Here is a 22,764-nt window from a genome sequence, read left to right on the forward strand (position 1 = left end):
CAATAACTATATGGGTGTTGAAAACATGGCAAATGTTTTTTATTATGATTACGTCACGATTGAGCCGAGAACTTATTTTTTAACGGCTTCAGAGTTCGGTTTAACATATGTAGGGCTTAAACTATTTCTCCTATCTTCAGTTTCTATCCTCACCGGATGCTCGTGCGTGATCCTAAAAGATTGGCACCATATGTTCAGCAGCTAAAAGAGTATTTCGCTGGAACAAGAAGAGTATTCGACGTTCCGATTGATATTTCAGAATTTGGAACCGAATTTCAGCGAAGAGTTTTGCAAGCGGTGCAACGAATTCCTTATGGAATGACTATCAGTTACGGAGGTGTAGCAACCAGTATGCCTGATGCAAGTTCTTATCGCTCAGTTGAACACGCTGTTGCTCTTAATCCGGTATTATTTTTCATTCCAGACCACAGAGTTGTTTTATCTAACAACCAAGTGGGCACCTATCGTTTAGGACAACAAGAAAAAATCAGATTAATTAAACTAGAAAAGAGTCATTTGCATGGCAATTCTTAAATTGTACGCACCCTTTTTCGATGGCAATAACTGGTTGCACGTTTTAACCAGTGGCAAGGACTGGATGATTATTCTTACTTTAATCATCATGGAATGTCTGCTCTCAGTTGATAACGCAGTAGTGTTAGCGGCTCAAACTCAAGTATTACCTACTAAAGCTGAAAAGGAAAAGTCCCTGATCTATGGTCTTTGGGGCGCATACCTTTTTAGATTCATCGTTATTGGGATTGGTACTTATTTGATCAACTTTTGGGAAATCAAATTAGCCGGTAGTATTTATTTGTTCTACCTATCATTCAAGTTCTTCTATGATCAGCGCCACCCTAAGCAAGCAGCTGAACACGAAAAAGAAAAGGAAGAGCGTGAAGAAGCACGTCATAAAGGAAAGAAAAAGAAGAAAAAACACGTCCTTTCTCTTTTCTGGCGGACAGTTATTTCGATTGAATCAATGGACATCGTCTTTTCAATTGACTCCGTTCTTGCAGCTTTGGCTATTTCAGACAACCCAGTAGTTGTTTTAATTGGTGGTATGATCGGTATCCTCTGCATGAGAGGTGTGGCCGAAATTATCATTAAGTTGATGGACATTATTCCGGAATTGCAGCCAATGGCTTATGTTTTGATCGGAATTATTGCACTTAAGTTGTTATTGGCTTTGCCACCACTAAGATGGGAAATGCCTAATACAGCATTCGCAATTCTCGTCTTTGCAATTTTAGGTATAACCATTATTTTCCACTTCTGGCGCATCAGAAAGCATGGACATAAACATTTATAGAAAGCAAAAAGCTTATCTCAATTGACAATGTCATTAAGTTAAGACATTGACTAATCTGATGACACTTTTTGAGACATTTATCGAATTATTTTATTCGATAAATGTCTTTTTTTGATAGCACAAATAAGCCATCTTAAGATAGCCGTTTAAATTAGTTCAAGCTGCTAGACGATAAGGAAAGCCAACTACTAATTTAACTTTTAGATTTCGTTTATCTTTTCTTCCTGGTCGAATGGGCGTTAAATAAAATGCCACATCCAGCAGTAATTGTGTGAAGTTTTTATCTGAATTATCACTTATACTAAAATATCGTCGCCAGATACAACAGGCCATTTTAAAATCTATTTGATATTGATATTTTCCCTGAGTATACGGTTTGGAGCTCGCAATTATTGATAAACTCACGGCATTATACATTGCAAAATGGGCGTATATTTCCATATAAACAAATTGATCTTTTTTAGAATGAAACTGTATGCCGCTTAAGTCATATTTAAGCTCCCTAAAAGAAGTTTCTATTCCCCAGCGAAGATGATAGATCTCTTTCATTCTAGCTAAAGGATATTCATTTCGATCTAAATTGGTGATGAGGACTTCCCACTCATCGTCTGAACCTGGTGGATTGATTCTAAACTTACAAACTCTAAATCTAACATCACACATATCCTAAAAATCCCAGCGTTGATCTCTGGTATTTTTAGAACGAACAGCTTTATAGTGATGCTTTTTGTGAAGAATCAGGTGAAGAAACTTTTCTGTATCTTTATGGGTGACATAATAATGTGACGAAGTTACTCTGCATGATAAGTCAATATCGTATTCATGATTCGACATAGCTACAATTTCTTTAAAAGCACCATCTCCGGATTTTGATCGCATAACATAGTGGCAATGTTTTAATCGATTGCAATTTTCAATTAAATTAAAGCTAATGTAGCCACGATCCATCAGGACTAGAAAATCTTTTTCTTGCTGGGCTAATTTTTTTATCATGGTTAAAGCTGCCTCACGTTCATCCATTTTTTGTCTAGGTTGGATAACCATGTCTAAATATAATTTATTCAAGACATCATAAAGAGCGTTTACATGGATCTGGCAATATATCTGATCATTTTTGCCTTTAAAAATATTCTCTGATTTAGGATTAAACGGCTGATCAAAATCAGATCCATCAATCGCGACAACTAAGTATTGATTATCTAATAATTGCAGTGCATTATTTGCCCGGCTAAGTTCTAACATAATTTCTTTAAAGCATTCAGGCTTTAATTTAGCCTTTTGTTGTTCAAAAGCCGAAGCAGTCATTCTAGAATTTATGTCAGGAAAAGCATGAAAAATTTCCGAATTCAGGCTGCCAGCTCCCATGTTAAGAATTAACTTAATCAAATCAGTGGAATTGAGCTTACGACAGCGAGTAAAAGCTTGATCAGATACAGAGAAATCGTGAATGTTGTCAGCGATTTTATTGATAATACTATCCATCAGTTTTAAAATATTTGAGTGAAGGGATTTCATAAGAGGCACAGCTTTCTATGAAAGACCAGATAATATGACGAAAGTGAGCAGAAGGGCAAATAAACTTTGCTCACTTTTTATTTTAAAAAGAAAAAGACCGAATCAAAATGATTCGATCTTTAAAGACTGTCGATATAATGTCAATGTCTTAACTTAATGACATTGCTCAATTGAGGTAAGCTTTTTTAGTTACATTTTACTTTCAACATATTCCTTAAGCACAACTGCTTGATTATGTTCCCTATTTTTAGCACCATAAAGAAACAGAACATCACCAGACTTTAACTTATCCTTTACTGTCTCAATAAATTCAGGCGTAAAGTCATTTTCATCCAATTCCTTGATGTACTTTTCTTTAAATTCGGGAAATTTTTCATCTTCATGGTTAAACCATTTTCTTAATTCGTTTGTTGGGCCAATCTGCTTATCCCATTCACCCAAGTCTGCCTTAACTTTACTCATACCACGTGGCCACATCCGATCAACTAAAATTCGGTAGCCTTCGGGTTGTTCATGATCATAAATTCGTACTAATTTAATTTCTGTCATTTGAAATTCCTCGCTTCTTTGTTTTAGTGTATTACTAAAAGCAAAAATTAGAAACAACGAGGCACTTTATGGATTACGTAGAATATTTTACTAACCGTCCCACTGACGAAATCACCCGCGATTTAATTGGACGACCACTCACTTTTAATAATGGAACAGAAAAACTTGGCGGCTATATCGTAGAGGCCGAAGCTTACATAGGAAAACTCGACCGTGCTGCCCACTCTTACGGTGGTCGCCGCAGTCCCTCTAACGAAGGCCTTTATCGCACTGGCGGCACCATTTATATTTATGCTCAACGGCAATACTTTTTCTTCGATGTTGCCTGCCAAGAAGAAAATGAACCACAAGGAGTTTTGATTCGCGCAATTGATCCTGTTTGGGGCATTGATACTATGGTTAAAAACAGAAATGGTAAAAGCGGAGTTCTCCTCACCAACGGTCCTGCTAAAATGATGCAAGCTTTTGGTATCCACGATAAAAACTGGAATCTACATTTTCTTTCAGATTCGCCATTTATCATCGATTTAGACGATAATCATAAACGTATTGCCCAGAAAATAATCGCAGATAAACGCGTCGGGATTAATCAATCTGATCCTGTCTGGGCTAACAAAAAATTACGTTTTTACGTTGCTGGTAATCCTTACGTTTCAGATATGAAAAAAAGAGATTGTGCTTACAGCAACGTTTGGACTTGACAAAACTTCATTTTTCTTTTAATCTTTCTATCAGTTAAATAATTTTCCAATGCAATAGAGGTTGCGACAACCACAAGATAATTCAGAGTCCGCGAAGACAATGAAGGTTATCTTAGGGCTACCGCCGAAATAGATTTAACATTCGCGTGTTGATCTGTTGGGCTATAGAACAATATTCTATAGACTGTCCTGGTTAGTCCCCAGGGAGCGCTATAAGATTTGGTTTAAATACTGATGATTATGACCCTCGTTTGTTTTGGCAAACGAGGTTTTTATTTACGCTTTATTGTATTGGCTTTATGTTAAAACTATTTTTTCGGAGGTTTTACAATTGAAGTCAAGATTTAGATGGATCGCTGCATTACTTACAGTGCTCCTCAGTATATTTATCGGTTTCAGCTTTAGTAGTAATTCGACTCAAGCTGCTAAAAAAGATTCCGGCACATTAAAGATCGGTATGGAAGCTAACTACCCACCATATAACTGGACTCAACCAACCAAAACTAATGGTGCGGTTCATATCGATGGTTCTAACTCATACGCTAACGGTTATGATGTTCAAATTGCCAAGATCATTGGTAAGAGACTTCATAAAAAGGTTATCGTTGAAAAGACCCAATGGGATGGACTTTTACCAGCTTTAACTTCAGGCAAAATTGACTTGATCATTGCTGGTATGTCACCTACTCCTGAAAGACGTAAGGCCATCAACTTCTCAGAACCTTACCGTAAGAGTACTTTCGTTGTTATCACTAACAAGGCAAGCAAGTACTCAAATGCTAAGAAATTAACTGACTTTAAAGGTGCTAAGTTAACCGCTCAACAAGGTACTTTGCACTACAACTTAATCAAGCAATTAAAGGGTGCTAAGCGTCAACCTGCGATGCGTGACTTCTCAGCTATGCGTCAAAGTTTAGCTTCAGGCACTATCGACGGTTACGTTGCCGAAGACATCGAATTTGAAAGTTACCACAACGTTAACCCTAACATCGTTGCCATTAACTTGAACAAGATGGCCGGCTTCAAGGTTGACCACGACGATTCCGTTACTAGTATCGGTGTCAAGAAAGGCAACACTAAACTTTTAAACGAAGTTAACGCTACTTTGAGAACTATTTCTAACAAAAAGCGTGATCAATTAATGTCACAAGCCGTTAAGGAACAACCTAAGGCTGGTAACCAAACTAAGAAGGAAAACTGGCTTGCTACTACCTGGAAGCAATACGGTGGCATGATCATGTCAGGTATCGGCATGACTTTGCTCTTAGCTTTAGTTGGTACTATCGTTGGTTTCTTCATCGGTTTGCTCGTTGGTATCGTTCGTACTATTCCAACACCTACTACTCGCGGCAAGCGCTGGGCATTAAACTTTGTTAAGTGGTTATTATCAGTTTATGTTGAAATCTTCCGTGGTACTCCAATGATGGTTCAGGCAGCCGTAATTTACTACGGTATCGCTCAATTCTGGCACTTGAACTTGAACAGAACCGTTGCCGCTTTGATCATTGTTTCAATCAACACTGGTGCCTACCTTGCCGAAGTTATCCGTGGTGGTATTATTTCTACACCAAAAGGACAATTTGAAGCGGCTAGTGCACTTGGTATGACCCACAACCAAAAAATGTGGCACATTATCTTGCCTCAAGCTATTAAGAACTGTTTACCATCAATTACTAACGAATTTATCGTTAACATCAAGGATACTTCAGTATTGAGTATCATCTCAGTTTCTGAATTGTTCTTCGTTGGTACAACTATTGCCAGTCAATCATTTAAGTTCTTCCCAACTTACTTAATGATTTCAGCAATCTACTTAATTTTGACATTTACTATTACCAGAATCTTCAACTTTATCGAAAAGAAGCTTGAAGGTAAAAAGAACTACAACTTGATGGCTAACCAAGTTCAAGTTAGTACTCCAAAAGATGCGGAGGCAAATAATTAATGACTGAATCAAACGAAGTAATTTTAAGTTTAAAGCATATGCAAAAGGCATATGGCAATCACCAAGTATTAAAAGATATTTCATGCGATATCAATAAAGGCGAAATCGTTACTATCATCGGGCCATCTGGTGGTGGTAAGTCTACTACTCTTCGCTGCATCAATTTGCTTGAAGAACCAACTGGCGGCGAGATTGATTTCCACGGTGAAAATATTTTATCTCCTGGCTACAACCGTAATACTTTCAGATCAAAGGTTGGTATGGTTTTCCAGCAATTCGACTTATTTGAAAACAAAAATGTTTTGGAAAACTGCATGATTGGTCAAGAATTAGTGCTTAAACGTTCTAAAGATGAAGCACGCAAGATCGCTATGGAAAACCTTAGAGAAGTTGGTATGGAACCTTTCATCAAGGCTAAGCCACAACAATTATCAGGTGGTCAACAACAACGTGTTGCCATTGCTCGTGCTATTTCAATGAATCCCGAAGTATTACTCTTCGATGAACCTACTAGTGCCCTTGATCCAGAAATGGTTGGCGAAGTACTAGACGTTATGCGAAAATTAGCTACTACTGGTTTAACAATGGTCATTGTTACCCACGAAATGGGTTTTGCTAAGAGCATTTCAGACCGTGTATTGTTCATCAGTGACGGTATCATTACTGAACAAGGTTCACCTGCTCAAATCTTTGATCATCCAAAGAACGAAAAGACACAAAAGTTCCTGAGTAACTTCAGAAAAATGGACTTTTAAAATTTTAAAAGCAGAGAAGTTTGATTACTTCTCTGCTTTTTTAGTTTATAATTAATTAAAAATTAATTGGAGGGATATTTATGAATGAAAGAGTGTATTACTTCGTCAAATCGTATGATGAAGATTTACCAAAACCACCCGCAGAAAGTTTTGGTCAAATTTTAAACGAAACCTACTTGCATCCCTTCGATTGGAGCGCAAGAACCACTCGTAAATCCTACTGGTGGAGCGTCTTAACCAACTTCATTATTGCCATTTTAGCTATTGTAGTTGGCTTCTATGCTTTCAATGAAGGCCTTAATCCAGGTATCAGAGTAATCGACGCTGTGGTTGCGATTGCTATCTATGTCTGGGTATTTCTAGCTGGCCTTGGTCAAATGATCCGTCGTTTGCATGACGTTGGCTACAGCGGCTACTGGTACTGGGCTACCTTCACTGGTTATGGCACAATGTTTATGTTTTACTTAGCACTTCAACCATCTGTCCAACACAAGGTTAAATGGGGCAAGTACTTGTTCAGCGATCAAGATTATCCTGAGAGCGGCGCAAAAAGTAATGTTCCTGTACCAACTATTGGTCAAATCTTGAAGGAACACTTCTTTGACTGCTTCAAGTGGGATGCTAGATCTACTAGAACCTCATTCTGGGTAGGTACTGCAATTAGCCAAGTTATCATGACAATCGGCGTACTTGCTTGTTACCTACTTGTTTTCATGCTTTTAGCTCCTTTCAGCGTTACTGAATTTGATTCTGGCGATGCCAAGGTAATCGGTGTAATCTTCATCATTTTTATTATTTTCTTTATTGCAGTAGCTATTTGGGCCTTTTTAGCACAATTGGGTCACACTGTTCGTCGTCTGCACGACGCAGGCTTTAACGGTGGTTGGTGGTGGCTGGGCGTAATTCCTTACGTTGGTCAACTGTTGCTAGCATTCTTGCTCTTCCACCCTACTGTTCAAAATGAAGTTAAATGGGACAAATATTTATTTGATCCAGAATATCGAATTAGATAGATCAAAATTAAAAAGATCATTGCCTATATGGGGATGATCTTTTTAAAACTAATTTTCTATTTTGAATTGAGTTTACAAAAAATAGCGCTTTTTACGTTTTAAATAATATCCTTATTTTCCTTAATGCGAGCTAATTTCCAGCCCGTATCAAAATACGTCTTGCGCGTTTGACGCAAATCATCATAATCACTTTGTAAACTATCAATAGCATCCTGTAAGCTCTTATTTTGCTTTCTAATCGCATTTAGCTCAGGATCATTGATCACACCCTTAAGGTGTACTTGAGCCGCTAAATAGCGCCGACGATGCTCAAATTCTTCTCTCAAAGTACTCAGCGCATCTTCATACTTAACTAGCTTTTTATTGATCTCAGAAATTTGATCATTCAGTTGAATAAACAACTTATAAGGCATATCCGACTTAATTCGGTTGCATTCCGCACAAGCTAAAGTTAAATTATCTAAACTGTTGTTGTGACTAAGAGAAACAGGATCCTTATGATCTACGCTGTGGCCACGTCTGCCGCAATATTGGCAGTGGTATTTATACTTGGCCCGAATGCGTTCACGATCAATAAAATCAACTTCGTTTAACTGGAAATTGATCTCCAAACCCATTCCCTTTAAATTTTGCTCAAAAGTTACGCCTTGGTTAGGCACATAATTAAGCTTGCCATCTTCGCTTTTAATTACCGCCAAATTCAAATCAGACCTTTTAATCTGTTGGCGGGCGATTTCATTACCATCATAATCTTGTAAAAAGGCTTCGTATTTTTTACGGTCCTTTTTATTTTTCACAATAAAACCTGATTGATCTTGTTTCTTTGCACCGACAAACGTGTAAAGCAAGCTTTGAGCAAAAGTTGCGACCGCATCATTTGCGTAATCTTCCGGATTCAGGTTGCGCGTGATACAAATGTCGCAAATACTGGTCAACTTAGGATTCATTAACCCCTCTTGCTTAAAATGCAAAGAGTCCATGCGCAGCCCGCATGAACTACATTGAAATTTCACCTAATCATCCCCTAACAATAGAATGCTAAAAGCTATTCGTTGCATCTTATCCTTTCCCGCGAAATCACCTTTAAAAAGATCTGGCAAAATTTTCTTAATAAAGTATTGTACGCAAACTAAATCGTCGAATTTCTTGATCGTTTCAAGACTTTCCTTGAACATTTGCATATAAACCGGGTTAGGATTACCTAATTCGATTTCTCCATAAGCTTCATATAACAAATCTAATTTATCACAGATTGATAAAATTTTACCCTCTAAAGTATCATCTTTGCCTTCTGAGAGACGTTTAGTATAAATTTCTTGAAATTCTTCTGGAATCTCATCCTTAATGAACTTAGTGGTCATTGTTTCTTCAACATCACCAATCATCTTTCTAAGTTGAGGAGTAGCGTATTTAACTGGTGTCTTAATATCACCGATGAAACGTTCAGTATAATCATGATTCAAACTCTTTTCGTAAAGGGCCTTCCAATTGATCTTCTTATTGCCGTGAACTTCTTCGATATCAACCATCATTTGTGCGAGTTCAGCTGTTCTGAAGCAGTGATCAGCTACTGAGTGGTAGTGGTACTTGAAGTAACCTGGTGCACGATCGATTGACTCTAAACTGTTAAAACCGTGAATGTATGCATTTAATCCCATTTTTTGTCCTCCTCTTAAAAATTTATTGCTAAAAATGTTTAAAAATTTTTACTATGTTATCAAAAATCAAAATGAGATGCAAATATAGCTGGATTTTGGCAGCATTGTTCGTGTTTTATATAAAGTGTTTCTCTTGACTAGATAATAACTAATAATTTATCTTTTAGATGACTAATAAATTATTTAGTTTCATCAATATTTGTTCATGTTTTGTGGAGAGAATCAATGATAAAAACTAGAAATAGGTACGTTATCGCCTCAGCCGGGATCACACTGCATTTAATGATCGGCTGCGTCTATGCCTGGAGCGTTTTTACCGGTCCGATTGTTAAACAAACCGGTTGGGCAGAAACCTCCGTTTCTTTTGCCTTTAGTTTAGCTATTTTCTTTTTAGGGATGTCAGCAGCCTTTATGGGACGTTTAGTTGAAAAGTTCAGACCCACAATCACTGGTACAATTTCTAGTGTTTGTTACGGTTGGGGTATCTTTTTAACTGGGATTGCAATTAGCAACCAACAACTATGGCTACTTTACTTAGCTTATGGTGTAATCGGCGGATTAGGCCTTGGAGCAAGTTACGTAACTCCTGTTTCTACAATCATCCGCTGGTTTCCGGACAAGCGTGGCCTAGCTACCGGTTTAGCCATCATGGGCTTTGGCTTTGCGGCTTTATTGACAGGTCCGATTGCTCAAACTCTAATGGCAAGTTTTGGTGTTTCCAGCACCTTTTATATTTTGGGTATCTTTTATTTTCTGGTCATGATTATAGCTGCCCAATTTATTAAAAAGCCGCGTCAAATTGAATTGCCAAAAGCAGTGATCAAAAAAGCAAGTCATTTCAGCCTAACTGGTCAAAACATGACAGCAAATACCGCTGCCATAATGGTCGGTATCCTAGGTTTATTCAACGGTTTTGGTCGTTTAATTTGGGCAACTTTATCAGACTATATTGGTAGGCCTAGAACTTACAGCGCCATCTTTATTTTGGATATCGTCATGTTAATCACCTTAATCTTGTGCAAAGTACCCGTGATTTTTGCTCTTGCCCTTTGCCTACTCTTATCATGTTACGGTGCTGGCTTTTCAGTAATTCCAGTATATTTAGGCGACGTTTTTGGTACTCGTGAATTAGGAGCAATTCATGGATATGTCTTAACGGCATGGGCCGCAGCGGGAATGGTAGGTCCAATTTTGTTATCCTACACTCACCAAATACTGCACAACTACTTTGTGACCCTAGTCGTCTTCATCGTCATCGATCTTTTAGCTCTAATTGTTTCCCTAGCTTTGCAACGAGCATTTGCCGGGATGCAAGAACAAGTGAATAAATAAAAACAAAAATAAAAAAAGTCCCACTTTTGTGGGATTTTTTTATAGCTTATCAGCATCTAAAGCAGCCATTGTCGTCAATGCGGCATCATAATAATTATTTCGCGGTAAATGACGCGTAAAAATATACTGCTGAGACATGAACAAATCGTCATAGCCTTCATTTCGATTGAACGATACGGCATCGAAAATCGGTGCACTGAAGCTGGCAGACTGGTACTTGTTTAATGGCTTGCCTTTTAGAGTATAGCCTGCTGTTATGGTGTTTTGCTTACTAAAGAATTTAAGCATCCTCTTTAAAGTGTTCTGTGCTGAGCGATCATTGCATCCCGCCAGCATCATCGGAACACGACAAGCATTAGCATAATAGTAGCCATCATTTTCCGTTGAAATAGTCTTAGGCTTAACCGGTTGGGCGTCATTTTTGCTTACCCAAGCAAAATCAGGCACTAAGCCAGTTTTATTTTGATGACTGAGCTGGTTAAGTCGCTTAAGCATCGTATTTTTGATCACGAGCCAGCGCTTATCATCTGTTTCTTGATAAAAGTTGTCGAAGAATTCCGGCATCACATCAGAAGTCCGCATTAAATTGTAGTACTTGGACTTCGAATCAGCCCAGTCTCCGACAGTCAGCGTTTCAGTATCAAGATTGTACTCATAGCGCAAAATATCTTGCAAAATGGCATGCGCTTCTTTTTGATACTTATCATCATGCCACTGCTTGCTGGCTAGTAATAATGCCTGGGCAATAAATAAGTCACCGTCTGTGGCACTATTTTTATTAATCGTCCAGTGACCATTATTTTCAACGGCACGCCAAGACATTAATGCTGTCTTGTCTTTATTAATCGTTTCGCGGTGCTTGAGATAAAAATTATTCAGTTGATCAAAATATTCTTTCTTGCTCCACTTTCTTTTAGCAGACAAAACAGCAATATACATGCCGTAGCCTTGCCCTTCAGATAGCGCGGTTCTGGTTTCTGTTTTTGGCGTCGTATCAATAAAACTCTCTTGTTTATTAACTTTAACAACGTAATCTTTGTGCCATTGTCTATAAAAATTGTGGCGCAATTGGCTACTGTTTTGCAATCGTACATATGCCATAATCCCTGAAAAAATAGCGATAATCACTATAAAATACAGGGATAAATGATGATTATGATTTAGTCTCTTCATTTTTCTTCCTTAATCGGCAAATCTCTTCGTCTTAACCCACTTAGTACTATCACGGTGGAACAATCTATCGGCCGTAACTGAACATACTGCATGAACGGAAACTACGATAAACAATTGCGAATATGAGAAATATGAGGCCAAGGCTAGCCAAATTTGCCCAGTAGTTGCCTGACCAAACTGCGTACACATGGCCGCATAAATTTGCAAAATATAAAGCAAAATCATCAGTAGCCAATTAAACAACAAAATCTGTGCCAGCAAGATGTTGCTTGAAGTAATTGTGAATGGTAATTGCACTCCTGGCTGCCAAATGTGGACGATCATTGCAATCACATTGGCTAAGAAAATAATGTCAGACAAAATAATTGCGGCATTAAACCAGAAGAAAGTACATGAGTAATAAAACGTTTCTAGTTTTACGCGCCAATTGCTTCGATCAAACAAATGCTTGAAGTTGTTGATGACCACTTCGTAGTTGCCTTTAGCCCAGCGCAAACGCTGGAAGTAATAGTCCTTCAATCTTTCTGGTTCTTGCTGGAAAGCTTCAGAGTTATAAGCCAGTGCAATCAATTTGCCTGAGCCCATAATCTTAAAGGAAATATCGGTATCTTCGGTCAAGGCACCATTACGCCAGCCACCGATTGATTCTACATATTCTTTATTAATAATGAAATTAGTACCTGGAATTCGGCCAATTTTGAATAATTGCCAAATACCGCAGTGTTGAACTCGCTGCGTTACAACGATCTCTTGGTTGATACATCTAGTTAAAAAGTTCTGCTTAGCGTTACGCGTTTTATTTCTACCAAAAGCCGCCATATAACGCTTAGGATTTTCCAACACTTTTCGAACTAAAAAGTACAGTGCATTGCTTTCAGGCATGGCATCCGCATCATAAACGCCTAGGTATTCACCGTGAGCAATTTTCAAGGCATCGTTTAAAACTCCGGCCTTACCACCGGTACCAGTTCGTCTAATTACTTTAGCGTTACGATTTTTAAACCTTTCTTCTGCTAAAACACTGTCTAGAACATCAGCAGTATGGTCCTCACAGTTATCCGCGTAAAATAAGACTTCTAATTTATCCTTAGGATAATTAAGATTCAAAATTGCTGTCGCCGTATTTTTAATTACCAATTCTTCGTTATGGGCTGGGACAACGATCGTCACTTTAGGATAACGAGGAAGCGGTGTAATTTTAACTAAAACCTTGCTGTGCTTTAGCCAAAATGCAATTGCCCCACTTAGAGTAACCATCGACATGAGCTGCTATAGCCAAATCGAAATCAACGTAATTATCTGCATTACATCACTCATTGTCATTCTTCCTCTTCGATGTCATTCTTCCTCTTCGATTTAATCAAAGTCTGTTCCACATTACTTAAAATTTTTAATGTACAAAAGAAAATGATGAAAAAGCAGATGATAAAAATCAACGTAATACCAACTGCCAAAAAGTAAAACCAATTAGTCATTTTAATCATCCTTCAAATATTCCACAATGATATCTGTTTCTAGGCCTCGTTCCAAATGCTTAAGGAGCTTGTCCAGATCAGAAAACTTTTCACAGTTTTGCAAGTCTACACTCTGAGTTGCTACCTTAAGCATCAACGGAATTCCGGTATCCAATTTTTGCAAAGCAATGTAATCTTGCTCATCTAATTCCTTATACATCTCATCTGTAACTCTAGGTGAAAGGATCAAGAATTTACCATCGCCAGTGTAATAGATAAACTCGCTTTTTAGGCGTGTCTTCTTTAAAATCTTGGCAATCTCACGTAATAACTTGGCATGATATTGTGGATGGTGCTCTTCGACTTGTTGGTGATGTTCCCAACTGATCAATTCCGCATTAACCCACATATTCATGTCAGGGTAACGTTTAATCTTTCTCAGACCATCTTCATAGAATTTACTTGCATTGTAATAAGTCTGCAGCTTCACGTTTAAATTATAGTGGCCTATCAAGCGCTTAGCATCGCTTTCACGACCAGAGACAATACTCCAGTCCAAAATATGGTGTCGCACTACACTTAATAAACTTGCTTCAACCGGAAAGGCAATAATCAAGAATGTCTTTTCAGTACTTGTCATTACCACATACCCCAGCAGCAAAAAAGCAACTGCGACTGTAGTCAAAATAATAATCAGCCAACTAACTAAGTATCTAGCTGAAAATAGGCCAACGAAGATTGCTAATACAAAAATCATTAACAAACCGTTAATCACGTTAATTTGGAAAGAATCCGCTAGCCAAAATGTAATAATTGGAAAAAGCAGTGCTGCCAGCAGTGCAAAATATACTAGTCTAATATATTTTTTATTCATAACCTAACCTTCTCAAAACTCCCATTGCATGAAAAAAAGGCTACTAACAAATCTAACGATCTCTTAGTAGCCCTCCTCTGTTTCTTAATTTTAAAAAACAAAATTACTTGTTTTCGTCTTTTTCGGCCTTGTTAAGAAATGCAACAACTGCTGCTACGTGAGCAACACGCTTCTTTGCGTTTCTCTTGTTCTTAGGTCTTTGGTTTGGTTCACAACCAGTGTTGTAGTTTTCACCTTTACGCATAGTACTATACTTCCTTTCAGATTTTCGAAAATCTAGTATAGTTTACCATGATCAAACGCGTTAATCAAGTATAGGAAAGGCAGTCATGTAATTTAAGAGTCGTTCCGCATAACTTTTACGCCCTTCAAAGTCTTCAATCGTAGTATTTAACTTAGCCACATCATAGGTAATAAAGCCATCGACGTGTTCATACATCATCTTTTTCATTTCGGCAGTATTATTGACTGTCCAAGCATATACCACGTGATTTTGTAAATGAGCTTGCCAAATGAAATCAGAACTTAAAGTGGAATATTCCATGGAATAGCCATCGGCCGCACTGCGCGGATAAGTTAGGTTGTAAGGCTGAATATATAAAACTGGGATTTTTGAATTAAGCTGGTGCATTTTTTTGACAGCAGTGTAATCAAGCGACTGCACTTGGTACTTATTCTTCAAAATTGTTTGACCGTACTTTTTATTAAAGTTCACCACAAAGTTCTTGGAATCATGCTGTGTAGTCTTAATCTCTATCAGCAATTTTTGCTTTAACTTTTTAGCGGCTTTTATATATTGATCTAGACTAACAACCTTGCCACGATGGCCATCTTCTTTAGCAGTTAACTGAGTTAATTGTTTTACGGTTAAATACTTCGGCTCTTTGTCTACCCCAGTCAGCTTTTTCAGATTTTCATCGTGCATAATGATAAATTGATTATCTTTAGTTTCATGGACATCAATTTCTACATAGTCCGGCTTAAATTTGGCTGTCTTCTTTAAAGCCTCGATCGTGTTTTGCACACCATTTTTATCATTTACTCCCCTATGGGAAATGGTGACTGGCGCATGGTCGTCTATCCCCGTCAGATAAAAAACATTCTCGACTCCGTTGACGATTATGGCAAAGATCCAGATGATCATGATTGGTGTCACGATTGCTTTATTGTGGGATGCATTAGGTAATTTTTCTTCTTTTGTGGTAATTTTAATTAAAAATAATAGTGAAATAGCACTAGTCCAGATCAGCAGTAGTTCACTGATCACTTGAAAGAGCGATAGATTTATCGTAGCTAGTATTAAGGCTAATTTCCTGGGAAATATGTCCCATAATAGCTGCAGTAAATATGCCAGCACGCTGTTAATTACCATGGCCAAAATAGCGATTATTTCCAAGGTAATAAAGAAGCCCAATACCTTGCGCCAACTCTTTTTCATTAAACTGGCGCTTTTCTTCATTGCCTCTCTAGTGGTCGTTTTATCCAGCACCATAATGGGCAAAGTGAATAAAAAGCGAAGTGCCAAAATAAAAATCACGACATAAAAGACAACTAAAGCCGTCAGTAAAATCCAATCTCGCGTCATGTAGTCCACAATAAACTGTGGAATTTTTAGCTTGGCTAAAAGTGGCGTTCTAAAGACAATATTGGCAAAAGGTATAATTAACAAAAAATAAATTGCCAATAAAAGTAGTGAGCCTAATCGAAAGTGTTTCAAGCATTGCCCGTACTCACTGAGGCTCTCTTTTAAATCAAATTGATTTTTGATCACCAAAATAAGCAGCGCAAATTGACTGTAAATGACAAATAGCAATGCAGCTAACTCAATTAGCAATGCTAAAGCCACAAAGGGATGCTTAGTTAAAATGATTTCTAAATTAGAAAGCGAAACAAACGGAATGGCACCCTTTTGCAGTACAAATGTAGTGATATAACGAAAAAACGGAATAAAAACAAACTGGTTTAATACACTAATGCCCGTAAAAAGGACTAAGTATTGTAACCAATTTTGTTTAAATTCCGCTGAAAAATTCTTTATTTCATTAATTGCTTTCATTACCTAATGATTAGCAAGTTTTACCCTCTTGCATTTCCTTCTTAGTTAATTCTTGCGGTGTGTATTTATCAATTGATACCGCTCCATCAAGAATGCCACTATCATCGGATAAACTCAATGTATAATTTCTTGCGTTGACTACTAGGCCGCCTTCAAAGAAGCTAACTTCGTCTGGTGAAGTCCATAAATCAAAACCGGCATTGTTTTCTACTTTAATAGTATATTTAGGATCCTTTTCATCAAGAATCACGAATTGAAAGTTGGCACCAATTGTACAAGTACCGCCAAGTCTTGAATACTTGTTTGAACCATCATTTAAAGCTAATAAAAGTGGCTTGTTTTCTGGATTTTTCTTTTCAATAATTTCTTTTGCTTCTGGTTTGATGTTAATTGAAATAGTTTCTTGTGTCATAGTTGTGTCCTCGCTCTAATCTGTTACGTTTACTCATTTTCTTAAGTATAGTATTTTTAAGCAAAATCCCCTATTAAAATGCTCAAAAGTGCCTAAATCTTTAGTTTTTTCAAATTTATCATTGCAAGCTATCCTAAAAAAGCTCAAAATGATACATAGGGTTTTTAGACGATTGTAATACGTAAGGGGGACCTTTTATGACCGCCTTAAAGAATATTGCTAAAGATAGAATTTTACAGATTACAGTTTTAATTACAGTAGTAAGTCTTTTTTTCGCTAGGCCGCGGTTAGCAGATATTAACTTTCACACTTTATGGTCTGTTGCCGCAATGCTGACGCTGATCCAGATCTATGCTTATTTGCACGTTCTGGATGTTTTAGCGTACAAACTTACGAGTATCGCAGATAATACGCGTAAGTTGAACATGCTGTTCACGGTTTTGGCCGTTATCGCCGGTATGTTCTTAGGTAATGACATTACTGTATTAACTTTAATTCCACTTTATTTAAATATCGCTAAGCGCTACAAGCTGCCACAAATTTTGCCTGTTACTTTAATCGGTATGGGCGCAAACATTGGGGCCGCATTTACACCTTGGGGTAATCCCCACAACATCTTTTTAGTTAGTCGCTTCGATGTTAAGCCACTAGTTTTCTTCAAATGGTCAGTACCTTACTTGATCATTTCAATGGCGATCATGATTTTGGTCTTCATGTTTATTCCGAAGAAAGAAATTCCGGTTCAAAAGACTGAACCAATTCGAATCAGCTGGCGTCCTATTATTATCACGACCGCTGTCTTTATCTTCTTCTTCTTTGGAGTTTTCAGAATCGTGAATATTGTTTGGCCAATGTTGATCGCAATTATCTTGGCACTAGCAATTAATCCAAGAATCATGTTTAAGATCGACTATGCGTTGCTCTTAACCTTCACTGGTTTCTTTATCTTTATCAGTGATATCCAACAGATTCCAGCAATCGTGAACTTGATTCATATAACTGTTCACTCTGAGAGCTCAACTTACTTCGCATCAATTCTTACTAGTCAAATTATGAGCAACGTTCCATCAACTATTTTGGTTGGTAAGTTCACTAATTATGCGCAAGCGTTGTTCCTTGGATCCAACATCGGTGGTTTTGGTTCCGCAATCGGTTCAATGGCCAACATGCTGGTAATGAAGACGTTCAACCAACACGCTACAGTCAGCCGCAAGAAGTTCTTTATTCAATGGACAATCATGCAATTTGCTGGCTTGATCATTTTGACAATCGTTGGTTTAGGATTGTTGATTTTCAGAATTTAAGAAATGAAAAAGAATGCTTTCAAAGCATTCTTTTTTATTGTCCAAAAGTATACAATCGGCTAAAATTTAAATAATATAGTGTGGAGGAGGATACAAAAATGTCACCACTTTTATGGATAATTTTAGCCATCATCGTATTAATTGTGGCTATTTACATTACTGCCTACAACGGCTTGCAAAGAGCCAAAGTTTATACAGAAGAATCTTGGAGTCAAATCGACGTTCAATTGAAGCGCCGTAATGACTTGATTCCTAATTTGGTAGAAACTGTTAAGGGCTACGCTAAGCACGAAAGTGAAACGCTTGAAAAGGTTGTGCAATTACGCAACCAATTAAATGAAATCCCTGCTGGCGATCACGAAGAAACTTTGAAGGTTTCTAACCAAATTACTGACTCATTAAAGACAATTTTTGCCTTATCAGAAAATTACCCTGACTTAAAGGCCAACCAAAACTTCTTAAGCTTGCAAGAAGAATTGACCAACACTGAAAACAAGATTGCCTACTCACGTCAACTTTACAACTCAAGTGCTGCTCAATACGACCAAAAGCTTTTGACCTTCCCATCAAATATTGTAGCTAAGATTCACCACTTCACTAAGGTTGACTACTTAGAAACACCAAAGGAAGAAAAAGAAGCACCAAAGGTTAAGTTTTAAAGGATACGAAAATGCTATACCAACAAATTGCACGTAATAAACGCAAAACTGTAGTGGTTATGGCTGCCTTCGTTATCATCTTAACTTTAGTCGGAGCAGGTTTTGGCTATTTATTCAGCAATACGCCATGGACGGGAATTTTTATTGCTTTAATCGGTAGTTTGATCTATCTCTTTTTAGTAATGCGCGATCCTGCCAACATGGTGATGAGTTTAAACCATGCTAAAGAAATTCACGAACAAGACAATCCGCAGCTTTGGCATATCGTAGAAGATATGGCAATGGTGGGTCGCGTGCCTATGCCCCGCGTTTTTATCATTAATGATCCTAGTCCTAATGCCTTTGCGACGGGCCGAGATCCCGATCACAGCGCTGTAGCGGTTACGCAAGGTTTATTAGACATGATGGATCGTGAAGAGCTGGAAGGCGTATTAGGACACGAGATTTCCCACATTAGAAATTACGACATCCGTTTATCAACGATTGCTGTTGTCCTGGTTGGGGTAATTTCATTTCTTTCAGGTCTTGCTAGTCGCTTCATTTGGTTTGGCGGCGGCAGTGATGACGACGATGACAATAACAATGCTTTTGAAATGATCTTTAAAGTTGTTGCGATTGTCTTTGTTTTGATCTTAGGTCCATTATCTGCATCCCTAGCCCAAATGGCACTTTCCAGAAACCGTGAATTTTTAGCAGATGCTAGTTCCGTCGAATTAACCAGAAATCCGCAAGGACTCATTTCTGCTTTAGAAAAAATTGAAGGCAGTCAGCCAATGAAACAAGCCGATCGCTCAAGTAGCGGCATGTATATCGAAAACCCATTTAAACATAGTGGCAGTCTTTTTGATACGCACCCACCTACAGCTGAGCGAATTAAACGTCTACAACAAATGTAATAAAAAAAGAATCCGGAATTTCCGGATTCTTTTTTTAGTTTTAGCTACTTCAAATTGATATTTGCTTGTCTAAACAATTCTTCTCGCATGGCAGCAGGTGTCATGTGATAATATTGATTAAATTTCTTGTAGAAGAATGACTTGCTTGAATATCCAACTCGTCCAATAATTTCCTTAAGTGAAATATCAGGTTGAGCAAGGAGTTCGCGTGCCTCTTGCATTCTTCTTTCATCAACATGATCGACAAAACTCTTGCCTGTTTTTGCCTTAACCATGTTTGAGAAATAATTTGGATTGAAGCCAAAATACTTAGCAGCATCAGCTAGCGATACATCTGCAAAATGTGCATCAATATAATTATCTAATGACTTCTTTTCGAATTTAGTCTTGTCTAAATTAGTTGGAGTAGCCATTCGCTGGGTTCTAATCGAAATGATTAGCATTACGGTCAATTCGGCCTGAATTAAGGCCTTAGCGAATAAATCATTGTTCAAATAACCGCCGATAATGTGTTGCATTACTTGGGATGCACGAGTTATTTGATTGTTCTTTAGCCACAATACGTGTTCATTGCCAAGGCTATCAATAATTTGTTCAATAACCTTGTTTTCACGCTTTCCTTTGTAACTAAAGTACTTGAAGTATTCACGATAGACAAAACCTGGCTTAAACTTTAACTTAACAAGGACTGAGTCTTCTTTTTGACTCTTGACCTCATACTTCCATCCCTCTGTTAACAGAAGCACGTTACCAGACTTCATGGTAATGATCTTTTCACCACTCTTAATTGTCACAGTACCTTTAGCAACATAGAGTATTGTTGATACATCCATCTGATAACGGTGGATTCCAGTATTATGATTTTCAAGGTAGATAGTAAACAGATCAAAATCTGGATTTCCTGCTTCTAGCTTTATTTCATTCCTGTCTGTTGAATTCGACTTTAATATGCTAGCCAGATATTGGTCCAAAGCAACAGCTGCCATATCCATGTCCACCTTCCTTACAATAAATCAAATTATAGTACTATTATAACTATATTATAATGCATTATTATAAGCTATTTGATTACAAATTCGACCATCTTTATAGTGAAAAAATTTCTTTTACAAATTAGACAGTCAAAAAATCATCTTGTACAATCAGAATTATGATAGTAACACTAAATAATATTACTTTTTCCTATGAAAAAGAACCTATAATCCAAAATTTATCATTAAAAATTCCAGCAGGCTTCTCACTGCTGATGGGACCTACGGGCTGCGGCAAATCCACGCTGCTTAAAATTATTGCGGGCCTCTACCCTAAATATGCGGGCAAATTGACTGGCACCGTGGAATTAAATGGGCAAAAAACAGCCATGATGTTTCAGAATGCGGCTGAGCAGTTTACGATGGCGACCCCACGTGAAGAGATCGTTTTTGCCTTGGAAAATTTGCAAGTTGAGCAAAAGGACTACGAAAAAAGATTAGCTAAAGCAGTAGAATTTACACAAATTTCGGACCTACTTGATCAGAAGATCAATACCATGTCGGGTGGCCAGCAACAACGTGTAGCTTTAGCTGTTTTACTCGCTATGAACGTGGACGTGCTTTTGCTTGATGAGCCTTTTGCCAGCTGCGATCCAGATGCACGGAGCTTTTTGATCAGCAAATTGGCTTTACTGGCTAAAAATGGCAAGACTATCATCTTGAGTGACCACGTTTTAGATGATTATGAGCAGGTCTGTGATCACTTATTTGAGTTTAAAGCTAAAACTGTGCAGGAATTGTCAGCTGATGAGAAGGAAAAAATATTTATACAAAATAAGCAAATGCATGCACACGAATATTCATTTTCTTTGCCAACCGGTCAGCCAATTTTCACCTTAAAAAGCGTGCAGATTACGCAAAATAAATTGTTGCTTAAGCAAGCTGATCTAAATCTTTATTCAAAGAGCACTTTGATCACTGGACCTAACGGCGTGGGCAAAACATCCCTGTTTAAGGCGATGACGAAGATGATTCCTTATAGTGGGAGTTTTACTTACCATGATCATGAAATAGCTAAATTGCATCAACGTAAGTATTTAGCTCAAGTTGCGCAAGTCTTTCAAAAGGCAACGGATCAGTTTTTGACCGTGACTGTAAAAGATGAACTCAAGCTCAGTAAGAAAGATCGCAATAGCTTTTTTACGGACCAAAAAATAGAGGAATGGTTGGATAAATTGGGACTAGCTAATCACTTGGATCAGGTCGTTTATACCTTGTCAGGCGGTCAACAAAAAAAGTTGCAAATTTTACTACTACTCATGACCAAACATGATGTACTTTTAATCGATGAACCACTCAGTGGTCTAGATCATAAGTCTGTAAAGCTGGTGTTGAACCTAATGCGAGAAAGCCAAGAGAGGCTCCAGCAGACGTTTTTAATCATCAGCCATCAGATAGACGAGTTAGCTGATTTCTGCTCTTATCGCCTTGTTTTTGACCAGCAGCAGCTTAAATACGTGGAGAAGTAACTATGAATCCCAGTTTAAAATTTATCTTAGCTTTTATTGTTTCGCTGGAAATATCGTTAAAAGCTAGTTTAACTACCAACATTTTAGTAATCGCGTTTGCGTTAGTTTATTTACTGGTCACTAAGACTAAACTCAAAGAATTGCTTTTACTGATCATTTTGCCCTTCATCGCGGCCTTTACGATCTTTGCGACGCTTTATTGGTTCTCGCCTACGCCAGACCCCTATTATGCCTGGAATTTATCAACGCGTGTCTACGTTTATACGTTGACGATTGCCTGCGTGACTCGTAAAGTCACTGCGACGGATTTTGCTCGTTCGCTGGAACGAAATTTGCACCTGCCGAGCAAGTTTGCGTACGGCGTTTTGGCAGCGATCAATATCATTCCGAAGATGCGTATGGCGGTCAATCAAATTCGCATCTCGGCGATGATGCGCGGGATGTACCTTAGCTTTTGGTCACCAGCTCTTTATTTTAAAGCGATCTTAGTTGCGCTAAATTCAGCCGATAATCTGGCCCAAGGCATGGAATCGCACGGCTATGTTGAGAATCAAAAAAGATCTACAATAGTGGCAATTCCACTGACTAAAAAAGATTGGTTGATCTTTTTTACATTGTTAATTTTGGTAAATATCTCATTATTTTGTTTTAAGTAG

Annotated in this window: 23 protein-coding genes, 1 pseudogene and 1 riboswitch; of the genes and pseudogenes, 12 read left to right on the forward strand and 12 right to left on the reverse strand. The window is 37.8% G+C overall.

Annotation, left to right across the window (positions count from 1 at the left end):
• Positions 1 to 25 precede the first annotated feature (25 nt).
• Positions 26 to 534, forward strand: a pseudogene (locus LA20531_RS05260) (methylated-DNA--[protein]-cysteine S-methyltransferase).
• Positions 521 to 1,312: a TerC family protein gene (locus LA20531_RS05265; protein WP_056939583.1), complete on the forward strand. Its 792-nt coding sequence runs from the start codon at positions 521 to 523 to the stop codon at positions 1,310 to 1,312. The pseudogene LA20531_RS05260 and the gene LA20531_RS05265 overlap by 14 nt, the downstream one beginning before the upstream one ends.
• 156 nt (positions 1,313 to 1,468) lie before the next feature.
• Here LA20531_RS05265 and LA20531_RS11565 read toward each other — a convergent pair whose 3' ends face one another.
• From LA20531_RS11565 to LA20531_RS05275, 3 genes are all read right to left on the reverse strand, one after another.
• On the reverse strand, positions 1,469 to 1,975 hold the full coding sequence (locus LA20531_RS11565) for a transposase (RefSeq protein ID WP_236943789.1): 507 nt from the start codon (positions 1,973 to 1,975) through the stop codon (positions 1,469 to 1,471).
• A 3-nt stretch (positions 1,976 to 1,978) separates the two neighbouring features.
• Positions 1,979 to 2,827 (reverse strand): transposase, encoded by an 849-nt coding sequence (locus LA20531_RS11570; protein ID WP_236943790.1) that lies wholly within the window; start codon positions 2,825 to 2,827, stop codon positions 1,979 to 1,981.
• A gap of 189 nt (positions 2,828 to 3,016) precedes the next feature.
• The gene (locus tag LA20531_RS05275; RefSeq protein ID WP_056940221.1) at positions 3,017 to 3,376 is read right to left on the reverse strand and encodes a DUF488 domain-containing protein; all 360 of its coding nucleotides are present in this window, start codon (positions 3,374 to 3,376) and stop codon (positions 3,017 to 3,019) included.
• A gap of 68 nt (positions 3,377 to 3,444) precedes the next feature.
• On the opposite strand from LA20531_RS05275, the gene LA20531_RS05280 reads away from it, so the two are divergent.
• The 4 genes from LA20531_RS05280 to LA20531_RS05295 all read left to right on the forward strand — a co-directional run bounded on the left by LA20531_RS05280 (position 3,445) and on the right by LA20531_RS05295 (position 7,790).
• The gene (locus tag LA20531_RS05280; RefSeq protein ID WP_056940222.1) at positions 3,445 to 4,077 is read left to right on the forward strand and encodes a DNA-3-methyladenine glycosylase; all 633 of its coding nucleotides are present in this window, start codon (positions 3,445 to 3,447) and stop codon (positions 4,075 to 4,077) included.
• 47 nt (positions 4,078 to 4,124) lie between these two features.
• Positions 4,125 to 4,298: riboswitch (Lysine riboswitch) on the forward strand.
• 110 nt (positions 4,299 to 4,408) lie between these two features.
• On the forward strand, positions 4,409 to 6,022 hold the full coding sequence (locus tag LA20531_RS05285; RefSeq protein WP_056940223.1) for an ABC transporter permease subunit: 1,614 nt from the start codon (positions 4,409 to 4,411) through the stop codon (positions 6,020 to 6,022).
• Positions 6,022 to 6,777: an amino acid ABC transporter ATP-binding protein gene (locus LA20531_RS05290; protein ID WP_056940224.1), complete on the forward strand. Its 756-nt coding sequence runs from the start codon at positions 6,022 to 6,024 to the stop codon at positions 6,775 to 6,777. The genes LA20531_RS05285 and LA20531_RS05290 overlap by 1 nt, the downstream gene beginning before the upstream one ends.
• Positions 6,778 to 6,857: 80 nt before the next feature.
• Entirely contained in the window at positions 6,858 to 7,790 is a 933-nt protein-coding gene (locus tag LA20531_RS05295) for a DUF805 domain-containing protein (protein WP_056940225.1), read from the forward strand.
• 98 nt (positions 7,791 to 7,888) lie between these two features.
• On the opposite strand, the gene LA20531_RS05300 is transcribed toward LA20531_RS05295, so the two are convergent.
• Positions 7,889 to 8,803 (reverse strand): HNH endonuclease, encoded by a 915-nt coding sequence (locus tag LA20531_RS05300; protein ID WP_056940226.1) that lies wholly within the window; start codon positions 8,801 to 8,803, stop codon positions 7,889 to 7,891.
• Complete coding sequence (locus tag LA20531_RS05305; protein WP_056940227.1) at positions 8,804 to 9,448, reverse strand: YfbR-like 5'-deoxynucleotidase; 645 nt, start codon at positions 9,446 to 9,448, stop codon at positions 8,804 to 8,806. It lies immediately after the preceding gene.
• Between the two features lie 225 nt (positions 9,449 to 9,673).
• Between LA20531_RS05305 and LA20531_RS05310 the strand changes: the two genes are divergently transcribed.
• A complete protein-coding gene (locus LA20531_RS05310; RefSeq protein ID WP_056940228.1) occupies positions 9,674 to 10,780 on the forward strand; it encodes an OFA family MFS transporter in 1,107 nt (368 codons plus the stop codon).
• Between the two features lie 39 nt (positions 10,781 to 10,819).
• On the opposite strand, the gene LA20531_RS05315 is transcribed toward LA20531_RS05310, so the two are convergent.
• The 6 genes from LA20531_RS05315 to LA20531_RS05345 form a co-directional block, all read right to left on the reverse strand.
• Positions 10,820 to 11,881: a family 8 glycosyl hydrolase gene (locus tag LA20531_RS05315; protein WP_082589027.1), complete on the reverse strand. Its 1,062-nt coding sequence runs from the start codon at positions 11,879 to 11,881 to the stop codon at positions 10,820 to 10,822.
• 81 nt (positions 11,882 to 11,962) lie between these two features.
• A complete protein-coding gene (locus tag LA20531_RS05320; protein WP_056940230.1) occupies positions 11,963 to 13,216 on the reverse strand; it encodes a glycosyltransferase family 2 protein in 1,254 nt (417 codons plus the stop codon).
• A 213-nt stretch (positions 13,217 to 13,429) separates the two neighbouring features.
• On the reverse strand, positions 13,430 to 14,281 hold the full coding sequence (locus tag LA20531_RS05330; protein ID WP_056940231.1) for a hypothetical protein: 852 nt from the start codon (positions 14,279 to 14,281) through the stop codon (positions 13,430 to 13,432).
• 103 nt (positions 14,282 to 14,384) lie between these two features.
• A complete protein-coding gene (locus LA20531_RS05335) occupies positions 14,385 to 14,525 on the reverse strand; it encodes a hypothetical protein (RefSeq protein WP_099202282.1) in 141 nt (46 codons plus the stop codon).
• Between the two features lie 60 nt (positions 14,526 to 14,585).
• A complete protein-coding gene (locus LA20531_RS05340; RefSeq protein WP_056940232.1) occupies positions 14,586 to 16,337 on the reverse strand; it encodes a glycerophosphoryl diester phosphodiesterase membrane domain-containing protein in 1,752 nt (583 codons plus the stop codon).
• A 10-nt stretch (positions 16,338 to 16,347) separates the two neighbouring features.
• Complete coding sequence (locus LA20531_RS05345) at positions 16,348 to 16,749, reverse strand: iron-sulfur cluster biosynthesis family protein (RefSeq protein WP_013436950.1); 402 nt, start codon at positions 16,747 to 16,749, stop codon at positions 16,348 to 16,350.
• 197 nt (positions 16,750 to 16,946) lie between these two features.
• On the opposite strand from LA20531_RS05345, the gene LA20531_RS05350 reads away from it, so the two are divergent.
• The 3 genes from LA20531_RS05350 (at position 16,947) to htpX (ending at position 19,608) form a co-directional block, all read left to right on the forward strand.
• Complete coding sequence (locus LA20531_RS05350) at positions 16,947 to 18,053, forward strand: SLC13 family permease (RefSeq protein ID WP_056940233.1); 1,107 nt, start codon at positions 16,947 to 16,949, stop codon at positions 18,051 to 18,053.
• A gap of 98 nt (positions 18,054 to 18,151) precedes the next feature.
• Positions 18,152 to 18,712 carry a LemA family protein gene (locus LA20531_RS05355; RefSeq protein ID WP_056940234.1) on the forward strand — a complete coding sequence of 187 codons (561 nt, stop codon included), beginning with the start codon at positions 18,152 to 18,154 and terminating at the stop codon, positions 18,710 to 18,712.
• Positions 18,713 to 18,723: 11 nt separating this feature from the next.
• Positions 18,724 to 19,608: a zinc metalloprotease HtpX gene (gene htpX, locus LA20531_RS05360; RefSeq protein WP_056940235.1), complete on the forward strand. Its 885-nt coding sequence runs from the start codon at positions 18,724 to 18,726 to the stop codon at positions 19,606 to 19,608.
• A 44-nt stretch (positions 19,609 to 19,652) separates the two neighbouring features.
• Here the strand turns inward: htpX and LA20531_RS05365 are convergent, their stop codons facing one another.
• The gene (locus tag LA20531_RS05365; RefSeq protein ID WP_099202372.1) at positions 19,653 to 20,594 is read right to left on the reverse strand and encodes a helix-turn-helix domain-containing protein; all 942 of its coding nucleotides are present in this window, start codon (positions 20,592 to 20,594) and stop codon (positions 19,653 to 19,655) included.
• Positions 20,595 to 20,758: 164 nt separating this feature from the next.
• On the opposite strand from LA20531_RS05365, the gene LA20531_RS05370 reads away from it, so the two are divergent.
• Positions 20,759 to 22,108 (forward strand): ATP-binding cassette domain-containing protein, encoded by a 1,350-nt coding sequence (locus tag LA20531_RS05370; protein WP_082589028.1) that lies wholly within the window; start codon positions 20,759 to 20,761, stop codon positions 22,106 to 22,108.
• A gap of 2 nt (positions 22,109 to 22,110) precedes the next feature.
• On the forward strand, positions 22,111 to 22,764 hold the full coding sequence (locus LA20531_RS05375) for an energy-coupling factor transporter transmembrane component T family protein (protein WP_056940238.1): 654 nt from the start codon (positions 22,111 to 22,113) through the stop codon (positions 22,762 to 22,764).

This window comes from Lactobacillus amylovorus DSM 20531 (genome assembly GCF_002706375.1).
GTDB classification, from domain to species: domain Bacteria; phylum Bacillota; class Bacilli; order Lactobacillales; family Lactobacillaceae; genus Lactobacillus; species Lactobacillus amylovorus.